General features: G+C 58.4%; 18 protein-coding genes. 12 read left to right on the forward strand and 6 right to left on the reverse strand.

The window, feature by feature from the left end:
* The first annotated feature begins 51 nt into the window (after positions 1–51).
* From JJL52_RS18265 to JJL52_RS18285, 5 genes are all read left to right on the forward strand, one after another.
* The gene (locus JJL52_RS18265) at positions 52–1,404 is read left to right on the forward strand and encodes a M16 family metallopeptidase (protein ID WP_202053929.1); all 1,353 of its coding nucleotides are present in this window, start codon (positions 52–54) and stop codon (positions 1,402–1,404) included.
* Positions 1,404–2,720 carry a M16 family metallopeptidase gene (locus JJL52_RS18270; protein ID WP_202053930.1) on the forward strand — a complete coding sequence of 439 codons (1,317 nt, stop codon included), beginning with the start codon at positions 1,404–1,406 and terminating at the stop codon, positions 2,718–2,720. The genes JJL52_RS18265 and JJL52_RS18270 overlap by 1 nt, the downstream gene beginning before the upstream one ends.
* Positions 2,710–3,273: a 16S rRNA (guanine(966)-N(2))-methyltransferase RsmD gene (rsmD, locus tag JJL52_RS18275; RefSeq protein WP_202053931.1), complete on the forward strand. Its 564-nt coding sequence runs from the start codon at positions 2,710–2,712 to the stop codon at positions 3,271–3,273. Before JJL52_RS18270 ends, rsmD begins: the two co-directional genes overlap by 11 nt.
* Before the next feature lie 222 nt (positions 3,274–3,495).
* A complete protein-coding gene (gene coaD / locus JJL52_RS18280) occupies positions 3,496–3,975 on the forward strand; it encodes a pantetheine-phosphate adenylyltransferase (protein WP_202053932.1) in 480 nt (159 codons plus the stop codon).
* 15 nt (positions 3,976–3,990) lie between these two features.
* A complete protein-coding gene (locus tag JJL52_RS18285) occupies positions 3,991–4,239 on the forward strand; it encodes a YfhL family 4Fe-4S dicluster ferredoxin (RefSeq protein ID WP_202053933.1) in 249 nt (82 codons plus the stop codon).
* A 90-nt stretch (positions 4,240–4,329) separates the two neighbouring features.
* Here JJL52_RS18285 and JJL52_RS18290 read toward each other — a convergent pair whose 3' ends face one another.
* The 4 genes from JJL52_RS18290 to JJL52_RS18305 form a co-directional block, all read right to left on the reverse strand.
* Entirely contained in the window at positions 4,330–4,899 is a 570-nt protein-coding gene (locus tag JJL52_RS18290) for a Uma2 family endonuclease (RefSeq protein ID WP_202053934.1), read from the reverse strand.
* A 338-nt stretch (positions 4,900–5,237) separates the two neighbouring features.
* Positions 5,238–6,014, reverse strand: coding sequence for a hydroxypyruvate isomerase family protein (locus JJL52_RS18295; RefSeq protein ID WP_202053935.1), 777 nt, complete (start codon positions 6,012–6,014; stop codon positions 5,238–5,240).
* Positions 6,014–6,892 (reverse strand): NAD(P)-dependent oxidoreductase, encoded by an 879-nt coding sequence (locus JJL52_RS18300; RefSeq protein ID WP_202053937.1) that lies wholly within the window; start codon positions 6,890–6,892, stop codon positions 6,014–6,016. The genes JJL52_RS18295 and JJL52_RS18300 overlap by 1 nt, the downstream gene beginning before the upstream one ends.
* A gap of 89 nt (positions 6,893–6,981) precedes the next feature.
* Positions 6,982–7,383 carry an Hpt domain-containing protein gene (locus JJL52_RS18305; protein WP_236994348.1) on the reverse strand — a complete coding sequence of 134 codons (402 nt, stop codon included), beginning with the start codon at positions 7,381–7,383 and terminating at the stop codon, positions 6,982–6,984.
* A gap of 129 nt (positions 7,384–7,512) precedes the next feature.
* Between JJL52_RS18305 and glnE the strand changes: the two genes are divergently transcribed.
* Positions 7,513–10,365 (forward strand): bifunctional [glutamate--ammonia ligase]-adenylyl-L-tyrosine phosphorylase/[glutamate--ammonia-ligase] adenylyltransferase, encoded by a 2,853-nt coding sequence (glnE, locus tag JJL52_RS18310; protein ID WP_202053938.1) that lies wholly within the window; start codon positions 7,513–7,515, stop codon positions 10,363–10,365.
* An 18-nt stretch (positions 10,366–10,383) separates the two neighbouring features.
* Here the strand turns inward: glnE and JJL52_RS18315 are convergent, their stop codons facing one another.
* Both JJL52_RS18315 and JJL52_RS18320 read right to left on the reverse strand, forming a co-directional pair.
* The gene (locus JJL52_RS18315) at positions 10,384–10,647 is read right to left on the reverse strand and encodes a hypothetical protein (RefSeq protein WP_202053940.1); all 264 of its coding nucleotides are present in this window, start codon (positions 10,645–10,647) and stop codon (positions 10,384–10,386) included.
* A gap of 337 nt (positions 10,648–10,984) precedes the next feature.
* Positions 10,985–11,173 carry a hypothetical protein gene (locus JJL52_RS18320; RefSeq protein WP_202053941.1) on the reverse strand — a complete coding sequence of 63 codons (189 nt, stop codon included), beginning with the start codon at positions 11,171–11,173 and terminating at the stop codon, positions 10,985–10,987.
* A gap of 173 nt (positions 11,174–11,346) precedes the next feature.
* On the opposite strand from JJL52_RS18320, the gene JJL52_RS18325 reads away from it, so the two are divergent.
* The 6 genes from JJL52_RS18325 (at position 11,347) to JJL52_RS18350 (ending at position 17,472) form a co-directional block, all read left to right on the forward strand.
* The gene (locus tag JJL52_RS18325; RefSeq protein ID WP_202053943.1) at positions 11,347–12,282 is read left to right on the forward strand and encodes a hypothetical protein; all 936 of its coding nucleotides are present in this window, start codon (positions 11,347–11,349) and stop codon (positions 12,280–12,282) included.
* 386 nt (positions 12,283–12,668) lie between these two features.
* Entirely contained in the window at positions 12,669–13,523 is an 855-nt protein-coding gene (locus tag JJL52_RS18330; RefSeq protein ID WP_202053945.1) for an HU family DNA-binding protein, read from the forward strand.
* 91 nt (positions 13,524–13,614) lie between these two features.
* Positions 13,615–14,037 carry a hypothetical protein gene (locus JJL52_RS18335; protein ID WP_202053947.1) on the forward strand — a complete coding sequence of 141 codons (423 nt, stop codon included), beginning with the start codon at positions 13,615–13,617 and terminating at the stop codon, positions 14,035–14,037.
* 159 nt (positions 14,038–14,196) lie between these two features.
* Entirely contained in the window at positions 14,197–14,730 is a 534-nt protein-coding gene (locus JJL52_RS18340) for a TlpA family protein disulfide reductase (RefSeq protein ID WP_202053948.1), read from the forward strand.
* Positions 14,727–14,954, forward strand: a complete 228-nt coding sequence (locus JJL52_RS18345; protein WP_202053949.1) for a DUF4266 domain-containing protein — start codon at positions 14,727–14,729, stop codon at positions 14,952–14,954. Before JJL52_RS18340 ends, JJL52_RS18345 begins: the two co-directional genes overlap by 4 nt.
* Positions 14,941–17,472, forward strand: coding sequence for a DUF3570 domain-containing protein (locus JJL52_RS18350; RefSeq protein ID WP_202053951.1), 2,532 nt, complete (start codon positions 14,941–14,943; stop codon positions 17,470–17,472). The genes JJL52_RS18345 and JJL52_RS18350 overlap by 14 nt, the downstream gene beginning before the upstream one ends.
* The last annotated feature ends 55 nt before the right edge of the window (positions 17,473–17,527 follow it).

Genomic DNA, 17,527 nt, shown 5'->3' on the forward strand with positions numbered 1-17,527 from the left:
TAGCTGATGGAAATAGTCGGAAGCGCTAACATTGGTCAACAAGAGGGAGTCATGAAAAAGCGATTATTTTGCGCGCTATTGCTCGGCCTGCCGGCCTATGCCGGCGCCGCGGAGCCGAAAGTTTCGGAACATATACTCAAAAACGGCCTGAAAGTTTTGGTCCAGGAGGATCACCGTTCGCCGGTCGTGGTCTCGCAGGTTTGGTACAAAGTCGGTTCCAGTTACGAGCCGGGCGGCATCACCGGTATTTCGCACATGCTCGAACATATGATGTTCAAAGGCACAGACAAGTTGAAACCGGGAGAGTTCTCGCGGATCATCGCCGAAAACGGCGGCGAGGAAAATGCGTTCACCGGCACCGACTACACCGCTTATTTTCAGACGATGAACGCCTCGAGGTTGGCAGTCAGCTTCGAACTGGAAGCCGACCGGATGCGGCATCTGCATCTGTTGCCCGAAGAATTGAAGAAAGAACTGGAAGTCGTGACCGAAGAACGGCGAATGCGTACGGAGGATAATCCGCAGGCGAAAGTCGGCGAATATTTCTCGGCCGCGGCCTATACGAACAGTCCTTACCAGCATCCGGTGATCGGCTGGCCGAGCGATATCGCCCATTATACGGTCGAGGATCTGAATGCCTGGTATCAGCGCTGGTATGCGCCGAACAATGCGACCCTGGTCGTGGTCGGCGATGTCAAGACCGACGACGTGTTCGCGCTGGCCGAAAAATATTTCGCCGAACTGAAGCCGAGCGAAATCAAGCCGATCAAACCGCAAACCGAAGTGCCGCAGCTCGGCGTGCGCAGGATCACCGTGAAGGTGCCGGCCAAACTGCCGTACTTGGCAATGGGCTATAAGGCGCCTTCGCTGGCGACCGCGGCAGAGGACTGGGAAGCCTATGCGCTGGAAGTGCTGGCCGGCGTACTGGACGGCGGCAACAGCGCGCGGCTGTCTTCGCGTCTGGTACGCGGCAAACAGATCGCGGTCAGCGCGGGCGCGGGTTACAGCCTGGCTTCGCGGCTGTCCTCCCTGTTCGAACTGGAAGGCACGCCGGCGGAGGGCAAAAAAGTGGGCGATCTGGAAGCCGCGCTGAAAAAAGAAATCGCGGAGCTGCAAAAAACGCTGATCGGCAAAGAAGAACTGGAGCGGATCAAGGCCCAGGTGCTGGCCAATCAGGTCTATCAGCGCGATTCGAATTTCTATCAGGCGATGCAGCTCGGCATGTTCGAAACGGTCGGCCTCGGTTGGCCGAAAGTCGATGAATACGTGAAACGTATCCAGCAGGTCACCGCCGAACAAGTGCGCGACGTCGCGAAAAAATACCTGGTCGAGGACCATCTGACCGTGGCCTATCTGGAACCTCAGCCGATCAACGAACCCGCCGTCCACAAGGGAGACAAGTAATGCGTAACAGTTTATGGGGATTATTCTTGCTCGCGGTCAGTCAGGCCGTCTGGTCGTCCGTCAACATCGAGCATTGGCAAACGGCGCAAGGTTCCCGGGTTTTTTTCGTACATACCGAAGGCTTGCCGATTGCGGACATCGTGATCGATTTCGATGCGGGCAGCGCGCGGGACGGCAAACAGGCGGGGCTGGCGGCGCTGACTTCGAACGTGCTGGACACAGGGGCCGGCCAGTGGAATGCGGACCGGATCGCCGAACGCTTCGAGAGCGTCGGGGCGCAGTTCGAGACGGGCATTTCGAGCGATACGGCGAGCGTTACGCTGCGCACCTTGACCGAAAAGCCGCTGTTCGACAAGGCGGTCGAAACGCTGCATGTCATCCTGACCAAGCCAACCTTTAGCGAGGCCGACTTCCAGCGCGAGAAAAAACGGACGCTGGCCGGGCTGAAAATGCGCGAAGAATCGCCCGGCGATCTGGCCGATATCGCCTTTTCAAAGGCGCTCTACGGCGAGCATCCTTATGCGCATCCGGAAACCGGGCTGATCGAAACGGTGGCTACTTTGAAAGCGGCCGATCTGCGCGCCTTTTACCGGCAATATTACGTTGCCGCGAATGCGGTCGTCGTGCTCGTCGGCAACCTGAGCCGGGAGCAGGCCGAAGCCACCGTCGCCGCTCTGTTGAAGGATCTGCCGGCCGGACAAAAGGCCGCGCCGCTGCCCGATGTGGCGATGCCGGGCAGGGCGACCAGTCAGTATACCGCGTATCCGTCGACCCAGACCCATGTGCTGGTCGGGCTGCCCGGCATCGACCGCAAGGATCCGGATTTTTTCAGCCTGTTTGTAGGGAATCACATCCTTGGCGGCAGCGGCCTAGTGTCGAAGCTGTTCGAAGAAATCCGCGAGAAGCGCGGGCTGGCCTACAGCGCCTACAGCGGCTTCAAGCCGATGCAGAAGAAAGGGCCTTTCGTGCTCGGGCTGCAAACGCGCAACGACCAGACCGGCGAGGCGTTGAAGGTGTTGAACCGGACGCTGGCCGATTTTATCGCGAAAGGTCCGACCGAAGCGGAACTGACCGCCGCGAAGAAAAACATCACCGGCGGCTTTCCGATGCGCTTCGACACGAACAAGAAGCTCGCCAATTATGTCGCGATGATCGGCTTTTACGATTTGCCGCTCGACTATCTGGATACCTTTACGCAGAAGGTTGACGCGGTTACGGTCGCCTCGATCGTCGATGCGTTCAAACGCCATGTCGACCTGAACCTGTTGCAGACCGTGACCGTCGGCGGCGACGCGCAGGCGAAAAGTGGCCAATAAGGTCCGGATCATCGGCGGCGAATGGCGCAGCCGCCTGCTGCGCTTCGACGATGCGCCGGGGCTGCGCCCGACGCCGGGCCGCGTCCGCGAAACCCTGTTCAACTGGCTGCAATACGACATTCTCGGCAGCCGTTGCCTGGACTTGTATGCCGGCAGCGGTGCGCTGGGCTTCGAGGCCGCCTCGCGCGGCGCGAAGGAGGTCGTGCAGGTCGAAAGCGATGCGAAGGCCTGCAAAAATCTGCGCGCGAATGCGGCCGCGCTGGAATCGAACCGTAACCGTATCGTGGAAAAGGATGTGCAGCGGTTTCTGTCCGGACCGGCGGAAGCCTTCGATCTGGTGTTTCTGGACCCTCCGTTCGCAAAAAACCTGGCGCTGACAACCTGCCGGCTTTTGGAACAGAACGGCTGGCTGGCGGACGCTGCGCGGATTTATGTCGAAACCGAGGCTGGTCTGGTGCTTGAGGGGCTGCCGGGCAATTGGGAATTATTGAAACATAAAACGGCGGGCGAGGTGGCTTATCGGCTATTTGCCCGGGCCTCTCAGCCTGGATAAAACCCTTTCCCTGGGGACAATGCCCTTGAGTTAATGAGCGTAGGGTGGATAAGCGAAGCGCATCCACCAAAAAATTGCCGGATGCGTTGCGCTTATCCGGCCTACCGGTGTCCTGAGGGAGAGGGCATCAAAATCGAAATTTTCTTTCGCCTGCCGCGTCGATTCCTTTACATGGCGTCTTGGGTTAAAATCGCCCCTTTTTAAAATCCCATTCCCAAGCCCATGAAAACCACCGCGATCTATCCCGGCACTTTCGACCCGATCACGCGCGGGCATCTGGACTTGATCGCCCGGGCTTCCAAGCTCTACGACAGGATCATCGTGGCGGTCGCGCTGAACAAGGGCAAGACGCCGCTGTTCTCGATGGCCGAGCGCGTCGAACTGGCCGCCGCGGTCACGACCGAATTCCCGAACGTCGAAGTCAGCGGCTTCGATACCTTGCTGGTCGAATTCGCCCGGAAAAAAGGCGCGCATGTGATCTTGCGGGGGTTGCGCGCAGTATCGGACTTCGAATACGAATTCCAGCTGGCCGGGATGAACCGCCGGCTGGCGCCCGAGCTCGAAACGGTGTTTTTGACGCCCGCCGAACAATATGAATTTATTTCCTCGAGCATGATCAGAGAGATAGCGCAGCTGAAAGGGGACGTATCGAGCTTCGTTCCCGATCTGGTGCACCAGCGTTTAATCCAAAAATTCAGTTAGGAGTAGTTACCCACCATGGCCCTTAAAATCAGCGACGAATGCATCAACTGCGATGTCTGCGAACCTGAATGCCCGAACGGCGCCATTTCCCAAGGCGAAGAGTTTTACGTGATCGATCCCCAACTGTGCACCGAATGCGTCGGCCACTACGGCGAGCCGCAGTGCATGGCGGTCTGTCCGGTCGACTGCATCGACAAGGATTCCGAACATCCGGAAGACAAGGAGTCGCTGTATCAGAAATATCTGAAGTTGACGGCGGCTTGAGAAGCGGGTAGGTAGCTCCGATTAGCGATAGCGTAATCGGAGGAATTTTGTCCTCTCAAATGCGTGCGATTACGCTATCGCTAATCGCACCTACGGTCCTTCCGGCACCCACAAATCATCCAATTGCAAAACCACCTCGGCGAATGGCGCCGCGCGCACCGCGTCGTCGTCCTTCCACGTACCTTCAAGCAGCCAATGGCCGTCCGATAAACTGTATACTTCCAGCGTACGGATATCGGGGTCGAGCAGCCAGAGCCAGTTGACCTGTTGCGCGGCGTAAATCGGCATTTTGACCGCGCGGTCGGTGCGCGCGGTGCCGGGCGAGAGCACTTCGCAGACCCAGTCGGGGGCGAGGCTGAAATAGGCCTCAGCGGGTAGCGCCGGCAGGCGCTCCCGCCGCCAGCCGGCCAGGTCGGGGACCAGGATGTGCGGCCCCAGATGCAGTTCCGGCTCGAACAGAATCCACCAGCCGCCGGGGCCGCCGCGTCCGTAATGAAACGGTTCTCCGAATCTCATGCTGAGCCCGGAGATCGCCAAAGCATGTTTGGGCGCCGGCCGGGGTTGGGTGATCAGTTGACCGTGGATAATTTCGCCGATCACATGATCGGGCAGATCGAAGAGGTCTTCATAGGTGGCGAAGCGCTGCGCGGGCTGGTTCATGGTCTGCCTCGAATTTCCATTCGGTGTCGATGGGTTTATCTTAACGCGTTCGTTTGGTTTAAGGTAGTTCGTGTAGGGCGGAATAGCGAAGCGTATTCCGCCGGATGTCGAAATCCTATGTGGCGCAATACGGCTTCGTCTATTGCGCCCTACGGTTCCTGTTTCCTGTACACCGGAAGATAAAGATGCGTAGGATGTGCTGAACGAAGTGAAGCGCATCAAGAGTTCTTCAGGAGATTGTTCGCGATCGATACCCTGAAGGGCACTCGATGCGCCTCCTTACGTCGGCACATCCTACAGTTTATTTACTCGGCTATGGTGCCCGATACCGTAACCGGTTACCGGGAATGATTCAGCCAGCCGAGGCTTGCCGAAGTATCACCGACTGGCTTGTATTCCGCGCCAACCCAGCCGTCGTAGGCCGATGAATCGATCGCCGAAAACAGCGCCGCCCAATCGGCGCTTCCGGTGCCGGGCTGCCCCCGTCCGGGACAATCGGCGAACTGGATATGGCCGATGCGGCCGGCATATTTCGCGATAAACGCGGCCGGATCTTCGCCCATTCTGAGCATGTGGTAAATGTCGTATTGCAGGCAGATATTCGCCCGCTGCAGTTCGTCCTGCACCGCCAGCATCTTCGCGCTCGTGTCGATAATAAAGCCGGGCATGTCGAGGCTGTTGATCGCTTCGAACACGGTCTTGATGCCCAAGGGCGTGAACGCGTCGGCGGCCAGGCAAAGATTGCGTTTGAAGGTGTCGAGATAGAGGGCGATGCGCGAAGGATCGAGGCAGCGGCCGGGCAGTACGTTGATCGCGGGGGGCTGCAGCACTTTCGCATATTCGACCGCCAGCGCGAGCGCTTCCCGGAACCGGGCCTGTTTTTCCGGCACGCAGGCCAGTCCTTCGCCGCCCTGCAGCAAGCCGTCGGCCGGCACGTTGAACAGGACCAGCTGGAGATCGTATTCGTTCAGCTTCCGCCGAATCGGCTCGGCTTCGAGTTCATAAGGAAACTGGATTTCGACCGCGTTAAAGCCGGCCGCGCGCGCGGCGGCGAAACGGTCGATCAGTTCGACTTCGGTGAACAGCATGCTCAGATTGGCCGAAAAACGCGGCATCAGTCTTTCCTGTAAAGCTTGATCAGGGTTGCCGGGTCCTGCTCCAGGTAGCCTTGGCTTCCGTGCAGCTGCATCAGCTGCGCCGCGAGTCCGGACATCGGCAGCGCGTTTCCGGTTTGTTTGGCCAGTTCGGCCGCCATCTGCAAATCCTTCAATAAAGTCTTCACGCGCCATTTGACCGGCTCGAATTTTTCGAGCGCCATCTCGGGGCCGGCGATCTGCAAAGGTTTCGAATCCGCAAAGCCGCCGGCCAGCGCGGCCGGGATTTTCTCCGCCTCGACGCCTGCCTGTTTCGCCAGCGCGATCATTTCCGCGATCACCAGCATGTTGCAGCCGACGATCATCTGGTTGCAGATTTTGGTGATCTGGCCGCTGCCGACCGGGCCCATGTGCGTCAGTTGCTTGTACAGCGGCTTCAGCACCTCGCGGGCGATCTCGATATGGCCGGGTTCGCCGCCTGCCATCACCGCAAGCGAGCCCTGCTCGGCGCCGGCGACGCCGCCCGATACCGGCGCATCGACCCAGCCCATGCCGCAGTTGTCGTGCAGCGCGGCCGCAAACGCACGGGTTCGGTTCGGGTCGATGCTGGACAGGTCGATCACCAGCTTGTCCGGCGCTCCGTGATCCAGGATGCCGTGATGAAGCGCCCATTCGACCGCCGGCGTGTCGGCCAGACAGATAATCACCACGTCGGAAGCGCGCACCAGCGCCGCGATGTCCGGCATCGCTGTAGCGCCGGCGGCGATTACAGGCGGCAGTTTCTCCGCGCTGCGGTTCCAGACGTTGACCCGGAAGCCGTGCTGCAGCAGCCGCAGCGTCATCGGTTTGCCCATCAGGCCGATGCCGATGAAGCCGAGAATAGGGAGTGAGTATGACATGAATTATTGTAGTGGCGGAGGTTTTGAGTCGTTCAGGGCGGTTTAACCGGAACGCCCTGCTTCTTTGCGAGCAGGCGCGGCGGAGCGCTTCATTCGAGGGGCGGCAAAGCCTTGTCCTCGGACAAGGCTTCCAGCAGCGCCTGCTGTTGATCGGTAAAATCGAATATGCCCTGCTGCAGCTGAAACCAATAGCGGCTGATTGCACCCGGTTCGCTGTCGTCCAGGCTTCGTTCGAGATTGTGGGCCCGCCTCCGAATGTTTTCGAGGCCGCAAAAACTCAGCGAGCCGTGCAGCTTGTGGGTGATTTCCCGGGCCAGGTCGTATTGCCGGCGGTTGAGCGCATTCTGGATGCCCTCCAACTGCTCCGGCAGTTCGGCGAACAATTGCGCGAATATCGTGAAAGCAAGTTGCTTGTCGTTGCGGGTTTTGGCCAAAATCATGAGGAGGTAATCCTGGCCGTCGCCGGATGCCGTCCCGTTGCTGTCGCGCATAGTTGTCCATTCTGTAAACCGATGGGGCAGAAAGCATCGCCGCGCGGATGCCCGGTTCCGGCGATCGATCTATATTGCGTTTTATTTTATGGTTATTATGTTCCGTTTCAAAATTCTATCGAGCCGCCCATGAATTACGTCGAATCCGCCCTCGCCGTTCCGTCCGAATTACAAGCCGTGCATGCCGCCCATCTGCAGAAAATCGCCGAACGGTTGGCCGAGCTGAACCTGAAGATGCCCGATCTGCCCGAGGTGGCGGAATCGTTGCCGAAAGTCTGGTGCGGCAGTGCGTTTGTCGCCGAACAGTGCTGTAAAAGTCCGGAACTGCTGATCGATCTGGCCGATTCCGGCGACCTGACGCGCGCTTATGCTGTCGACTGTTACAAGGCCAGGCTGGACGCGTTGGATCCCGATTCCGAGACTGCATTGATGGCCGCGCTCCGGAAATTCCGCCGCCGCGAGATGGTGCGGATCGCCTGGCGCGATCTGGCCGGCTGGTCGGACCTGCCGGAAACCCTGATGGACCTGTCGCTGCTGGCGGACTCCTGCATCCAGTACGCGCTCGATTTCCTGTACCGGCAGGCGGTTGCCAAGCGCGGCACGCCGCTGCTGAAGGACGGCAGCCCGCAGCAGATCGTGGTGCTCGGGATGGGCAAGCTCGGCGCCTACGAATTGAACTATTCGTCCGACATCGACCTGATCTTCGCCTTTCCGGAAGAAGGGGTGCTGCCGGACCGCAAGGAAACCAGCTACGGCGAATTTTTTACCCGCCTCTGCCAGAGCCTGGTGCGGGTGCTCGACGACATGACCGTGGACGGTTTCGTGTTCCGGACCGACATCCGGCTCCGGCCTTACGGCGACAGCGGCGCAGTGATCATGACCTTCGACGGGATGGAAAACTACTACCTGACCCAGGCGCGCGAATGGGAACGCTACGCGATGATCAAAGCGCGGCAGGTGGCGGGCGACTTCAAGGCCGGCAGTCAGTTGATGGCAATGCTGCAGCCCTTCGTCTACCGGCGCTACCTCGATTACGGCGCGTTCGAGGAACTGCGGTCGCTGAAGCAGCAGATTACCCAGGAATTGAAACGCAAAGACCGGATGGAAAACGTCAAGCTCGGACCGGGCGGGATCAGGGAGATCGAATTCATCGGCCAGGCGTTTCAGCTGATCCGCGGCGGCAAGGAAAAGTCGCTGCAGCAGCGCGGCATCATGGCGGTGCTGAAACGCCTCGGCGAATTGCATCTGCTGACCGCCGAGGACGCCGAGCAGTTGCAAAAGTCCTACACGTTCCTGCGCATCGTCGAAAACCACATTCAGGAATACCAGGACAGGCAGGCGCACGATCTGCCGGTATCGCCCGAGGCCCGCGCGGCGCTGGCCTATTCGCTCGGTTTTTCCGGCTGGGATGCGTTTAAACAGGAGCTGGACCGGGTCAGAAAAGCCGTGCACGAAGTGTTCGACCAGGTGTTTTCACTGTCCCGGCAGGAAAATCATCAGGAAGCCGGCCGGCTGATCTGGAACGGGAGCGGCGAAGATGCCGAACGGCTCGCGGCCTGCGGTTTTACCGATCCCGAGGCGACGCGCGAAAGCCTCAGGGAATTCAAGGCTTCGGCGGCGGTGCGCCGGCTGACCGCGAAAGGCGCCGGCGTCCTGGATCGCCTGATGCCGCAAGTGCTGGAGGCGATGCGCGAATTCGAGCGGCCCGATGAAGTGTTCAAGCGGGTGCTGGACATCTTTGCTGCGGTCGCGGGCCGAAACGTTTACCTGGCCTTGCTGTCCGAAAACCCGCAAGCCCTGGCGCTGCTGCTCCGGCTGGCCGCCGCCAGTCCCTGGATCTGCCGCTATCTGGCGCAATATCCGGTGGTGTTCGACGAGCTGATCGACGCCCGGACGCTGTTCGCGCCTTTGAAGAAGCAAGATCTCGCCGAACAGCTGGACCGGCTGCTGCGAGCGGTCGGCGTGGAGGAAATGGAGCAGGCGATGATCCTGCTCCGCCAGTTCAAGCAGCAGCAGGTACTGAAGGTCGCGGCCGCCGATTTGATGGGCGCGATTCCGTTGATGGTGGTCAGCGACTACCTGACCTATATCGCCGAAAGCATCGTCGAAAAAACCGTCGAATGCGCCTGGCGGGCGCTCGCGCAAAAGCACGGCCATCCGCCCGGCAGCGACGGCGGACGCACTGGGTTCGGCGTCATCGGCCTCGGCAAGTTCGGCGGTATCGAGCTCGGCTACGGCTCCGACCTCGATCTGGTGTTCATCTACGACTGTGCGGACGGCAATGCGTTGACTGCGGGCGACAAGCCGATTTCGACCACCCAATTTTACGGCAGGCTCGGTCAGCGGGTCCGGCACATCCTCGATACCCGGATGCTGTCCGGCGTGCTCTACGAAGTCGACATGCGCCTTCGGCCCAACGGCGACTCCGGCCTGTTGGTGTGCCACATCAATGGCTATGAAGATTACCAGAAAAGCCAGGCTTGGACCTGGGAGCACCAAGCGCTGGTACGCGGCCGCTTTATCGCCGGCGATTCGCGGCTGAAAGCGAAATACGAAGCGGTGCGGCATGCGGTCCTGAGTTTGCCGAGGGATGCCGAGGCGTTAAAAAAAGAGGTTCGCGAGATGCGCGAAAAAATGCGCGCCGCGCTGGCGCCCAAGGAAAACGGAAAATTCGACCTGAAGCAGAGCAAGGGCGGCATTGCGGATATCGAGTTCATTGTGCAGTACGGGGTATTAAGTCAGGCCGCGGGCCATCCGTCGCTGACAACGTACACCGACAATATCCGGCAACTGGATGGCTTGGCGGATGCAGGATTTTTGTCCAAAACCAATGCCGAAACGCTCAAGGCGGCCTATTGCGCTTACCGCGATTACGGCCACAAGCTTGTCCTGCAGGACGAGCGCGCGGAAATCGGCCAATCCGAGGCGGAGGAGCTGAGCGCCCAGGTCGAGCTGTTGTGGCGGCAAATCATGGAGGCATAGCCAATTACGCTATGTCAATTAACGTATCCTTTTTGTGCCATATGCCTTGGCGTGGCGCCGAACCGCCTTTCCGGCGCCTGCCTTAAACAAAATACGGAAAAATGGTGCGGCATTTGGCACAGCGATTGTCGGAACGATTGAAAAAGATCGTCCGGCGGCGGGGTACAGAGCTTTGCCGAGGGCAAAAAATAGCTTTAATAAAAGGATGCGGCATCGGGTTGCCGGGGAAAATAACCCCTTTGGCAAGAGGCCGGTCCGCCAGCAGCGATTATTTTCTGGCATGCTATGTGCTTTATGATTGACGTCATGGCTATACTCGGCGCTGCCTTGCGGAAAGGAATGGGATAGCGCATTTCCCTACCGGAACGATGCCATGCTCCGTCACTCGCTTAACCCGATACACGGCTCTCTCATTGTTCGAGGTATTTTTTCGAATGCCCTCGCAATGTCTTCAACCCGGATGTGCCGTGCAATGCGGAGGGTCCGGGTCTTTTTTCTTTATTGAGCCTGTTCGGGCTCGTGTCTTTCCCCGTTTCGAACCGAAGATCTGTATTGCCGAACGGCTGTGCGCCAAACGGAAGCTCCGGGCATTTAATTAAACTATGTTATTTAACACAGTTTAAGCGTGCCATATGCCGTAATTTTGAGACAGCGGAAGGGGTTCGCGAGGATTCGGCACGCGCGGAAGATCGATCTGCCGAAAGGCGGCCAGACAGTTCGGAATGTCGATCAGCGGCATTATATGACCGATTTTGTTGGGTATTTGGACGGGCATCGCTCTTGGAATAGAAAAAATGAACCAGAGCATGTTGTGGCAGGGATAATCAAGAATGAGGCAAAAAGAAGCGATAATTACGGTGGCATGGCAATTGCATAACATGGATATTGCATGTCATCACTAGAAGGCTGGATTTGTCCAAGGCGTGCAATGGCATCGAGCTTAATTAATTAGAATAATCACAAATGCCTAAGGGGGGCATAATGAAGCGTTCCACAATAAAAACGACAGCATCATTTGTGTTTGTGGCGACATTGGGCATCGGTCAGGCCTATGCGCACACCGGCGTAAGGGATCAGGTCGACGAAGGCAAAGCCAGCTATAACGGCTTTACCATTACCCACGGCTGCGCTTCCGGAGCCGAGGGACAGTCGGGCCAGGCTTATCCGGTGTTGGGGCAGACGGCACTGTTTCCCTCCGGCAGCACGGCGGTGTGGCGGGATGGCACAGGTGCCGTAATCCAGCAAGGCGGCGACGGCAACGGCACGATCTCGGCGGCCTCTTTGTCGCTGAACGTCACCGGTTATGCAAGCATGTCCTCGGCCTTTGCAACCTCGCAGGAGATTGTCGATACGACCGGTGTCGTGCGCGGCCTGCACTGGCGCGACGGAGCGATGGAGCCCAAGTTGAATACTATTACCCCGTTCAAAATCACAGCCCCCACCATCAAAGACAATTGCGTCAGGACTTTGAAGATCCGGGTTGCGGTCATCAACTGGTGCGACCTGAAAAAGAACGAAGCCAACGACGCCAAAGGGCCTTACAAAAAGCCGAAGGATGCTTTCGGTCGCCCGATCCCTCTCACTTCAATCGTTGACGTGAGCAACGGTCTGCAGACTAATGTCGCGGACTCGCCGCTTTATAAGAGTATGAGCGGCGGCAACGGCGACAACAACCGTGCCGACTGGTGGTTTTATGATTTGTACGGCGGCAGCCAATTGTATAAGGACCCTGAAGTCATCGGCTCTGCCGCCAATTACTGGTCGGCGGCAATCACTGTGAATAACAGCGCGGCGGATACCGCGGCCTGTGGAGGCACTTTGGTCGATTATACGGTCGAACCCGCCGGCATCGATCTGGATACTTACCTGACCGGTCCGAATACCCAGCCGTTCACTTCGGGAAATGGCCCGTTCTAACGATAACCAAAATATCTTGAAGGGAAACTCCGCATGCCCCCGCGATCAGGCGCTGGGACATGCGGCCGCTTAAGGCCAAGCGCGGGACGTGTCTTGGCTTTTTGCCGTTTATGAAGGAGCGGAACTTCCTCTCCATCGGGGCAATCTACGGGATTGGCCGGCGGCTTCGTTCCGCGTTCCGGAGCGGCGAACGGATTATTGTACAAAGTGGGCAAAGGTGTATACTTGCCCGGATTTATTATCGGCGTAGCGCCCGACTGATGCTGCGCCTCAAAAGGCTTAAATACTGATATAACCAAGCGGGTCGATAAGGATTGTTAAAAGTCAGAGGGTTAAGACGCCAAGCGTTTTGTGTATATAACGGCCTCTTGCAGGGGCGCGGGGATATGATGAGATTAACGAACAAAGCCATTGCCGCATCGGTTGGAACGCTGCTTTTAGGCAGCGTTTCGGCCGTGGTGCAAGCAGACATTCTGGACCAAAGCCTGGGTAATTTTATTGGCGCGACCGATTCGTACCGGATCACTTGCCAGTCGAGTCCGGATGGGGCAATCGGCCAGACCGATCACCTCAATTTCAAAATCATCGATACGACGCCGTCGAATGACGGTTCGTCACCCCTGTTACTGAATATTCATGTCAAGAAAGGCAGCAATCGAACCGGTTTCGTGACCCACGACGAAACGGAAGTAACGCCGGGAACGCAGCGGGAATTCGAGGTGGCGGGCGGCAAGGGTACGTATAAAATCGCTATCGACACCCTCGGCACGACGGATACCTCGAAAACGACAAAGCACACCTTTTCGGTCGAGACGCGCTGCTTGAACGATAATGGCGAGTTTACCAAGCCGGCGGTTGCAAAAATCAAGACAAGGACCGTCAAAAACGGTAAAAAAGCCAACTTGACGGCTGTTTGCGGCAAAAACAAACTGACCGGCGAAACCAGCAAGCTCTACGTGAAATTTGCCAATACGACGGCGGACCCGTCGCGCGTGGTGCTCAACGCCCAGGTACTGAAAGATAATTCGGCAACCAATGTCACGGACGGCAACGGCGATGACGTTTATAGCGATGCAAGCAATCTGAAAGGCGGCAACGGCGACTACACGGTATTGGTCAACAGTACCGCCTACGCTTCTCAGCAGGACAATGCCAGAGATTACACGATTGAATACCAGTGCGAAAATAGCGCCAATGTCGATACCGGCACGGCCGATATTGTGCAGGTTCAGGATCAATGAGACGGGCCATCAGCAACCGTATTTTGAAGTTGGTAAAAGAGTAAGATCCGTTTGAAGTGGGGCGGCCATGAGAAATAAGAGAAAGTTTTTAATGCAGATTGGGATCGTCTGGCTGTGCCAGGCGTCGGGCGTTCTGGCCCACGATCAGAGCGGAAGTCTGGGCGCTCAAGCTTCGGCTACCGATTACTACGAGCTGGAGTGCTTCGATGACGGCAACGGCTCTCCCGAGCATTTGTTTTTTGAAGTTCGCGGCGATACCAGGAATACGGCGGTACAAGTCAGCGGGCAAGTCGTCAACGGCAGCCAGGCGGCCAGCGCGACCGATCATACGAGCGGGGACAGCAGCTATAGCCCTCAGTTGAAAGTCGTTCACGAAGGTGATAACGATGTGTATCGCATGGTAATCGACAAAAACGGCCCCGGCGTAGCCCAATATTCGCTGCAATATCACTGCGAAACGGGCAACGGCGTTCATACCGGAACATCCGATCTCAAGTTTTTGCAAGTCCAGTAATCTGCGGATACGCAATGAACACGACAGGAGAGAGAATCGGCGGTTGCTGCTATACAGCCTCGATATTCAACCGCCTGACTGCATTTCACTCTTTCGAGCGCACAGCCGAAGCCACCGCTTCAGCCTCCTTCGATTAAAGTCATCCCGGTCATTTTTTTCATGTTAACAATCCACCAAAAAAAATTAGCCCTGTCCGGGGCGTTGTCGGCATTGCTGCTGTCGATGCCTTTATCTGCGGCTGAGCGCGGCGAGACTGCCGGCAATTGCGCCTTATCCATGCTGGATGGCTCCGGCAGTGTGGCATTGGACAAATTCAAGGGAAAGGTGGTCTATCTCGATTTCTGGGCATCCTGGTGCGGACCCTGCGCCAAATCGTTTCCGTTCATGAACCGATTGCACGAAGAGCTCGGCGGTAAAGACCTGGCGATCATCGGCGTCAATCTGGACGAAAACCCCGAAGATGCGCAGGCGTTTTTAGCGCAATATCCGGCCAATTTCACGATTGCCGCCGACAAGGGCGAACAGTGCGCCCGGCAGTTCGACGTGAAGGCGATGCCGTCGACGTACCTGATCGGCCGGGACGGCGTCATTCGGGACGTGCATCTGGGCTTTCGTGCGGATGAAGGAAAAGCGCTGCGCGAAACCGTGGAGAAGCTGTTGAACGAGAATCCTTCGGCGGCGGCCGCGCAATGATTTTACCGGTTCGAGGGACGTGCATGGCGCTGGCTTTTTTTCTGGGGATCGGTGCGGCCGGTTGCGCGGAAGTCGCGCCCTGGCAGCGCGGCAATCTGGCCAAGCCGCAGATGGCGCTGGAGCCCTATCCGCTGCAGAGCTCCTTTCGCGGCCACATCTACGGCAGCCGGGAAGCCGCTTCCGGCGTGAGCGCGTCCGAGGGAGGTGGATGTGGCTGCTATTGAGCCGGTTCAACCGGCCGACGACGCTCAGAAACCGTCGGCAGGTCCTTTAAATGCCTTGACCGCCGCCGCCCTGGCGCTGCCCGGCCTGGTGTTGCCGGCGGCGCAAGCGGCGGACGATGAATTTGCCGTCCAGTACGGCCATTACCAGGAAGAGAATCGCCAGCTGTTCGGCGTCGAAAGCAAGTTCCGGCCGATTACGGTCGATACCCTGCAGGGCAGCGGCAATCTCAAGCTCACCGACCGGGTCAAGTTTACTTTCAATTACACGCAGGATACCTGGTCGGGAGCGACGCCGATCGCAACCGCGCCGCTCGACATGCGCGGCAACAGCACTTCGAATTCGCCCGACGGCATAACCGGCGCCACGCCGAACATCGTGGGCGATTTATTCTTCGATTCGAACTTGAATCCCTTGCGGACCGACGGTTTCGGCACTGTGGTCGGCGGTCCCGACCGCCGCCTAGTGCATACGCTTTCTTCCGCTTCTCCTGAAACCCGCAAGCAAGGCAGCTTCAAGCTGGGTTACGAATGGGACGAGGCGGCGCTGGACGTAGGGGGGGGCGTTTCGGTGGAGGACGACTACGAATCCGGCTTCGTCAACCTGGGCGGTCGGCTCGATTTCAATCAGAAACTGACTACCCTGAGTGGCGGCTTGAGCTATACGTCGAGCGATACCAACGCGCGAATCGATCACGATGCGTTGCCGTATATCAATACCGGCGCCTATGACGGCCAGATCGAGCGGACGGCGGAAGGCGGAAAGATCATCCATGGCGAGCGTAAGGATTGGGGCGCGCATCTCGGCCTGACCCAGGTTCTGAACAAGAACGCGCTGATCGAGGCCGGCCTGGGCTATACCCTCGGCAACGGCTATATGGAAAACCCTTACAAGGTCGTCGAAGTCGCCTTCATCAACGACAATATTCCGCCGCCCGAGGGTGCGGCCTATGTAGGGCAAGTCCGCGCTTTGCTCGAACAGCGCCCGGACGTGCGCAACCAGTTCAACGGGAATTTGGGGTATGTCCAGCATATCGACGCGCTGGATGCGGCGCTGCATTTCAATTACCGCTATTATCTCGACGACTGGGGCATCAACGCCCACACCTTCGAATCCGACTGGGTGCAGCCGCTCGGCCATGGCTGGAGCGTGACGCCGAGAATCCGCTATTACTCCCAGGATGCGGCCGATTTTTATACTCCCTACCTGATTTCGAACCAGCCCTACAATTCGGGCCGGTTTAACCGCAATCTGTTGCCGAATCATTTTTCCAGCGATCATCGCCTTTCCGGTTATGGCGCCTTGAGCGGCGGCGTGACGGTCAGCAAAAAGTTTGCGAAAGGCGTCGACGTCGACCTGGGCTTCGAATATTACACCCACCAGGGCGGCCTGAAAATCGGCGGGGGCGGCGAGGGCGACTACGCGGATTTCGATTCCTGGAACGTCAACGGCACGCTCAAGGTCAATCTGGAAGCCCTGGCGGCGGGCGCCGACCACGGCAGCCATGCGCATCACCACCACCATCACGGCGCTACGGCCCCGGCCGGCGTGATGTTCGACCACATGCTGGGCAAGAACGGCTTCATGGTCGGCTACCGTTACATGTATAGCAGTCAGAGCGGCGACATGCTGCACGGCTCGAATTTGGTCGGCGATCCTGCGATCGTGGCCGGCGGCTGCGGGCCTAACCCGTGCTTCGTCAAGCCGAACAGCATGGCGATGCACATGCACATGCTCGACATCATGTATGCGCCGACCGATTGGCTGAACCTGATGGTGATGCCGCAGTTCATGGACATGAGCATGACGATGCGCCGATTGACCGGCGCGCCGCCGGATGACGAAGCGCCGGACGGAGGCGTGCATATCCCGCACCATGTCGAGAACGGGCACGAAACCGGCGGCATCAGCGACATGGGGGTGTATGCGCTGGTCAAGCTGTTCGATGCCGGCCGCCATCACCTGCACATGGGGCTCGGCCTGAGCATTCCGTTCGGGGCGGTCGACATCGAACTGCGGCGCAATCACCAGGTGGAAGGCGGCCTGATCCATTACGGGATGCAGCTCGGCAGCGGCACGCTCGATTTCAAGCCGAGCCTCACCTATACCGGCAATTACGAAGACTGGGCGTGGGGCGCGCAGCTGAGCGGCACCAAGCGTCTGGAAGACCATGGCGAAACCGGTTACCGCTTGGGCGACATCTTCCAGACCACGGCGTGGGGCGGCTACGGGCTGACGAACTGGCTGACTGCGACCCTGCGCGGCGTCTATACGATTCAAGGCGCGGTACAGGGCGAGTTTAATCAATTCATCGACCGGTTGGGGCCGATGGATTATCCGATGAACTACGGCGGCCGGTTTTGGGACGTCGGCTTCGGGCTCAATGCGACAATTCCGAGCGGCGACCTGGCCGGCAATTCGCTGGGTGTCGAATGGCTGCAGCCGGTCGCCACCGATTACAACGGCTATCAGCTGGACCGCGACGGCACGTTGTCGGCGACCTGGCATTATGCGTTTTAACCGATGAGGCTTCGTCTTCGGAAGACCTGCCAGGTTTTAAAAACCTGGCAGGTCT

Origin of the sequence: Candidatus Methylomicrobium oryzae (assembly GCF_016745425.1) — a bacterium.
Classification (GTDB): domain Bacteria; phylum Pseudomonadota; class Gammaproteobacteria; order Methylococcales; family Methylomonadaceae; genus Methylomicrobium; species Methylomicrobium oryzae.

Bases quoted from the DNA above. Each gene is read 5' to 3' on its own strand.
- JJL52_RS18265 (WP_202053929.1), top strand. From the start codon at position 52: ATGAAAAAGCGATTATTTTGCGCGCTATTGCTCGGCCTGCCGGCCTAT.
- JJL52_RS18270 (WP_202053930.1), top strand. From the start codon at position 1,404: ATGCGTAACAGTTTATGGGGATTATTCTTGCTCGCGGTCAGTCAGGCC.
- coaD (WP_202053932.1), top strand. From the start codon at position 3,496: ATGAAAACCACCGCGATCTATCCCGGCACTTTCGACCCGATCACGCGC.
- JJL52_RS18285 (WP_202053933.1), top strand. From the start codon at position 3,991: ATGGCCCTTAAAATCAGCGACGAATGCATCAACTGCGATGTCTGCGAA.
- JJL52_RS18290 (WP_202053934.1), bottom strand. From the start codon at position 4,899: ATGAACCAGCCCGCGCAGCGCTTCGCCACCTATGAAGACCTCTTCGAT.
- JJL52_RS18295 (WP_202053935.1), bottom strand. From the start codon at position 6,014: ATGCCGCGTTTTTCGGCCAATCTGAGCATGCTGTTCACCGAAGTCGAA.
- JJL52_RS18300 (WP_202053937.1), bottom strand. From the start codon at position 6,892: ATGTCATACTCACTCCCTATTCTCGGCTTCATCGGCATCGGCCTGATG.
- JJL52_RS18305 (WP_236994348.1), bottom strand. From the start codon at position 7,383: ATGCGCGACAGCAACGGGACGGCATCCGGCGACGGCCAGGATTACCTC.
- glnE (WP_202053938.1), top strand. From the start codon at position 7,513: ATGAATTACGTCGAATCCGCCCTCGCCGTTCCGTCCGAATTACAAGCC.
- JJL52_RS18315 (WP_202053940.1), bottom strand. From the start codon at position 10,647: ATGCCAGAAAATAATCGCTGCTGGCGGACCGGCCTCTTGCCAAAGGGG.
- JJL52_RS18320 (WP_202053941.1), bottom strand. From the start codon at position 11,173: ATGCTCTGGTTCATTTTTTCTATTCCAAGAGCGATGCCCGTCCAAATA.
- JJL52_RS18325 (WP_202053943.1), top strand. From the start codon at position 11,347: ATGAAGCGTTCCACAATAAAAACGACAGCATCATTTGTGTTTGTGGCG.
- JJL52_RS18330 (WP_202053945.1), top strand. From the start codon at position 12,669: ATGATGAGATTAACGAACAAAGCCATTGCCGCATCGGTTGGAACGCTG.
- JJL52_RS18335 (WP_202053947.1), top strand. From the start codon at position 13,615: ATGCAGATTGGGATCGTCTGGCTGTGCCAGGCGTCGGGCGTTCTGGCC.
- JJL52_RS18340 (WP_202053948.1), top strand. From the start codon at position 14,197: ATGTTAACAATCCACCAAAAAAAATTAGCCCTGTCCGGGGCGTTGTCG.
- JJL52_RS18345 (WP_202053949.1), top strand. From the start codon at position 14,727: ATGATTTTACCGGTTCGAGGGACGTGCATGGCGCTGGCTTTTTTTCTG.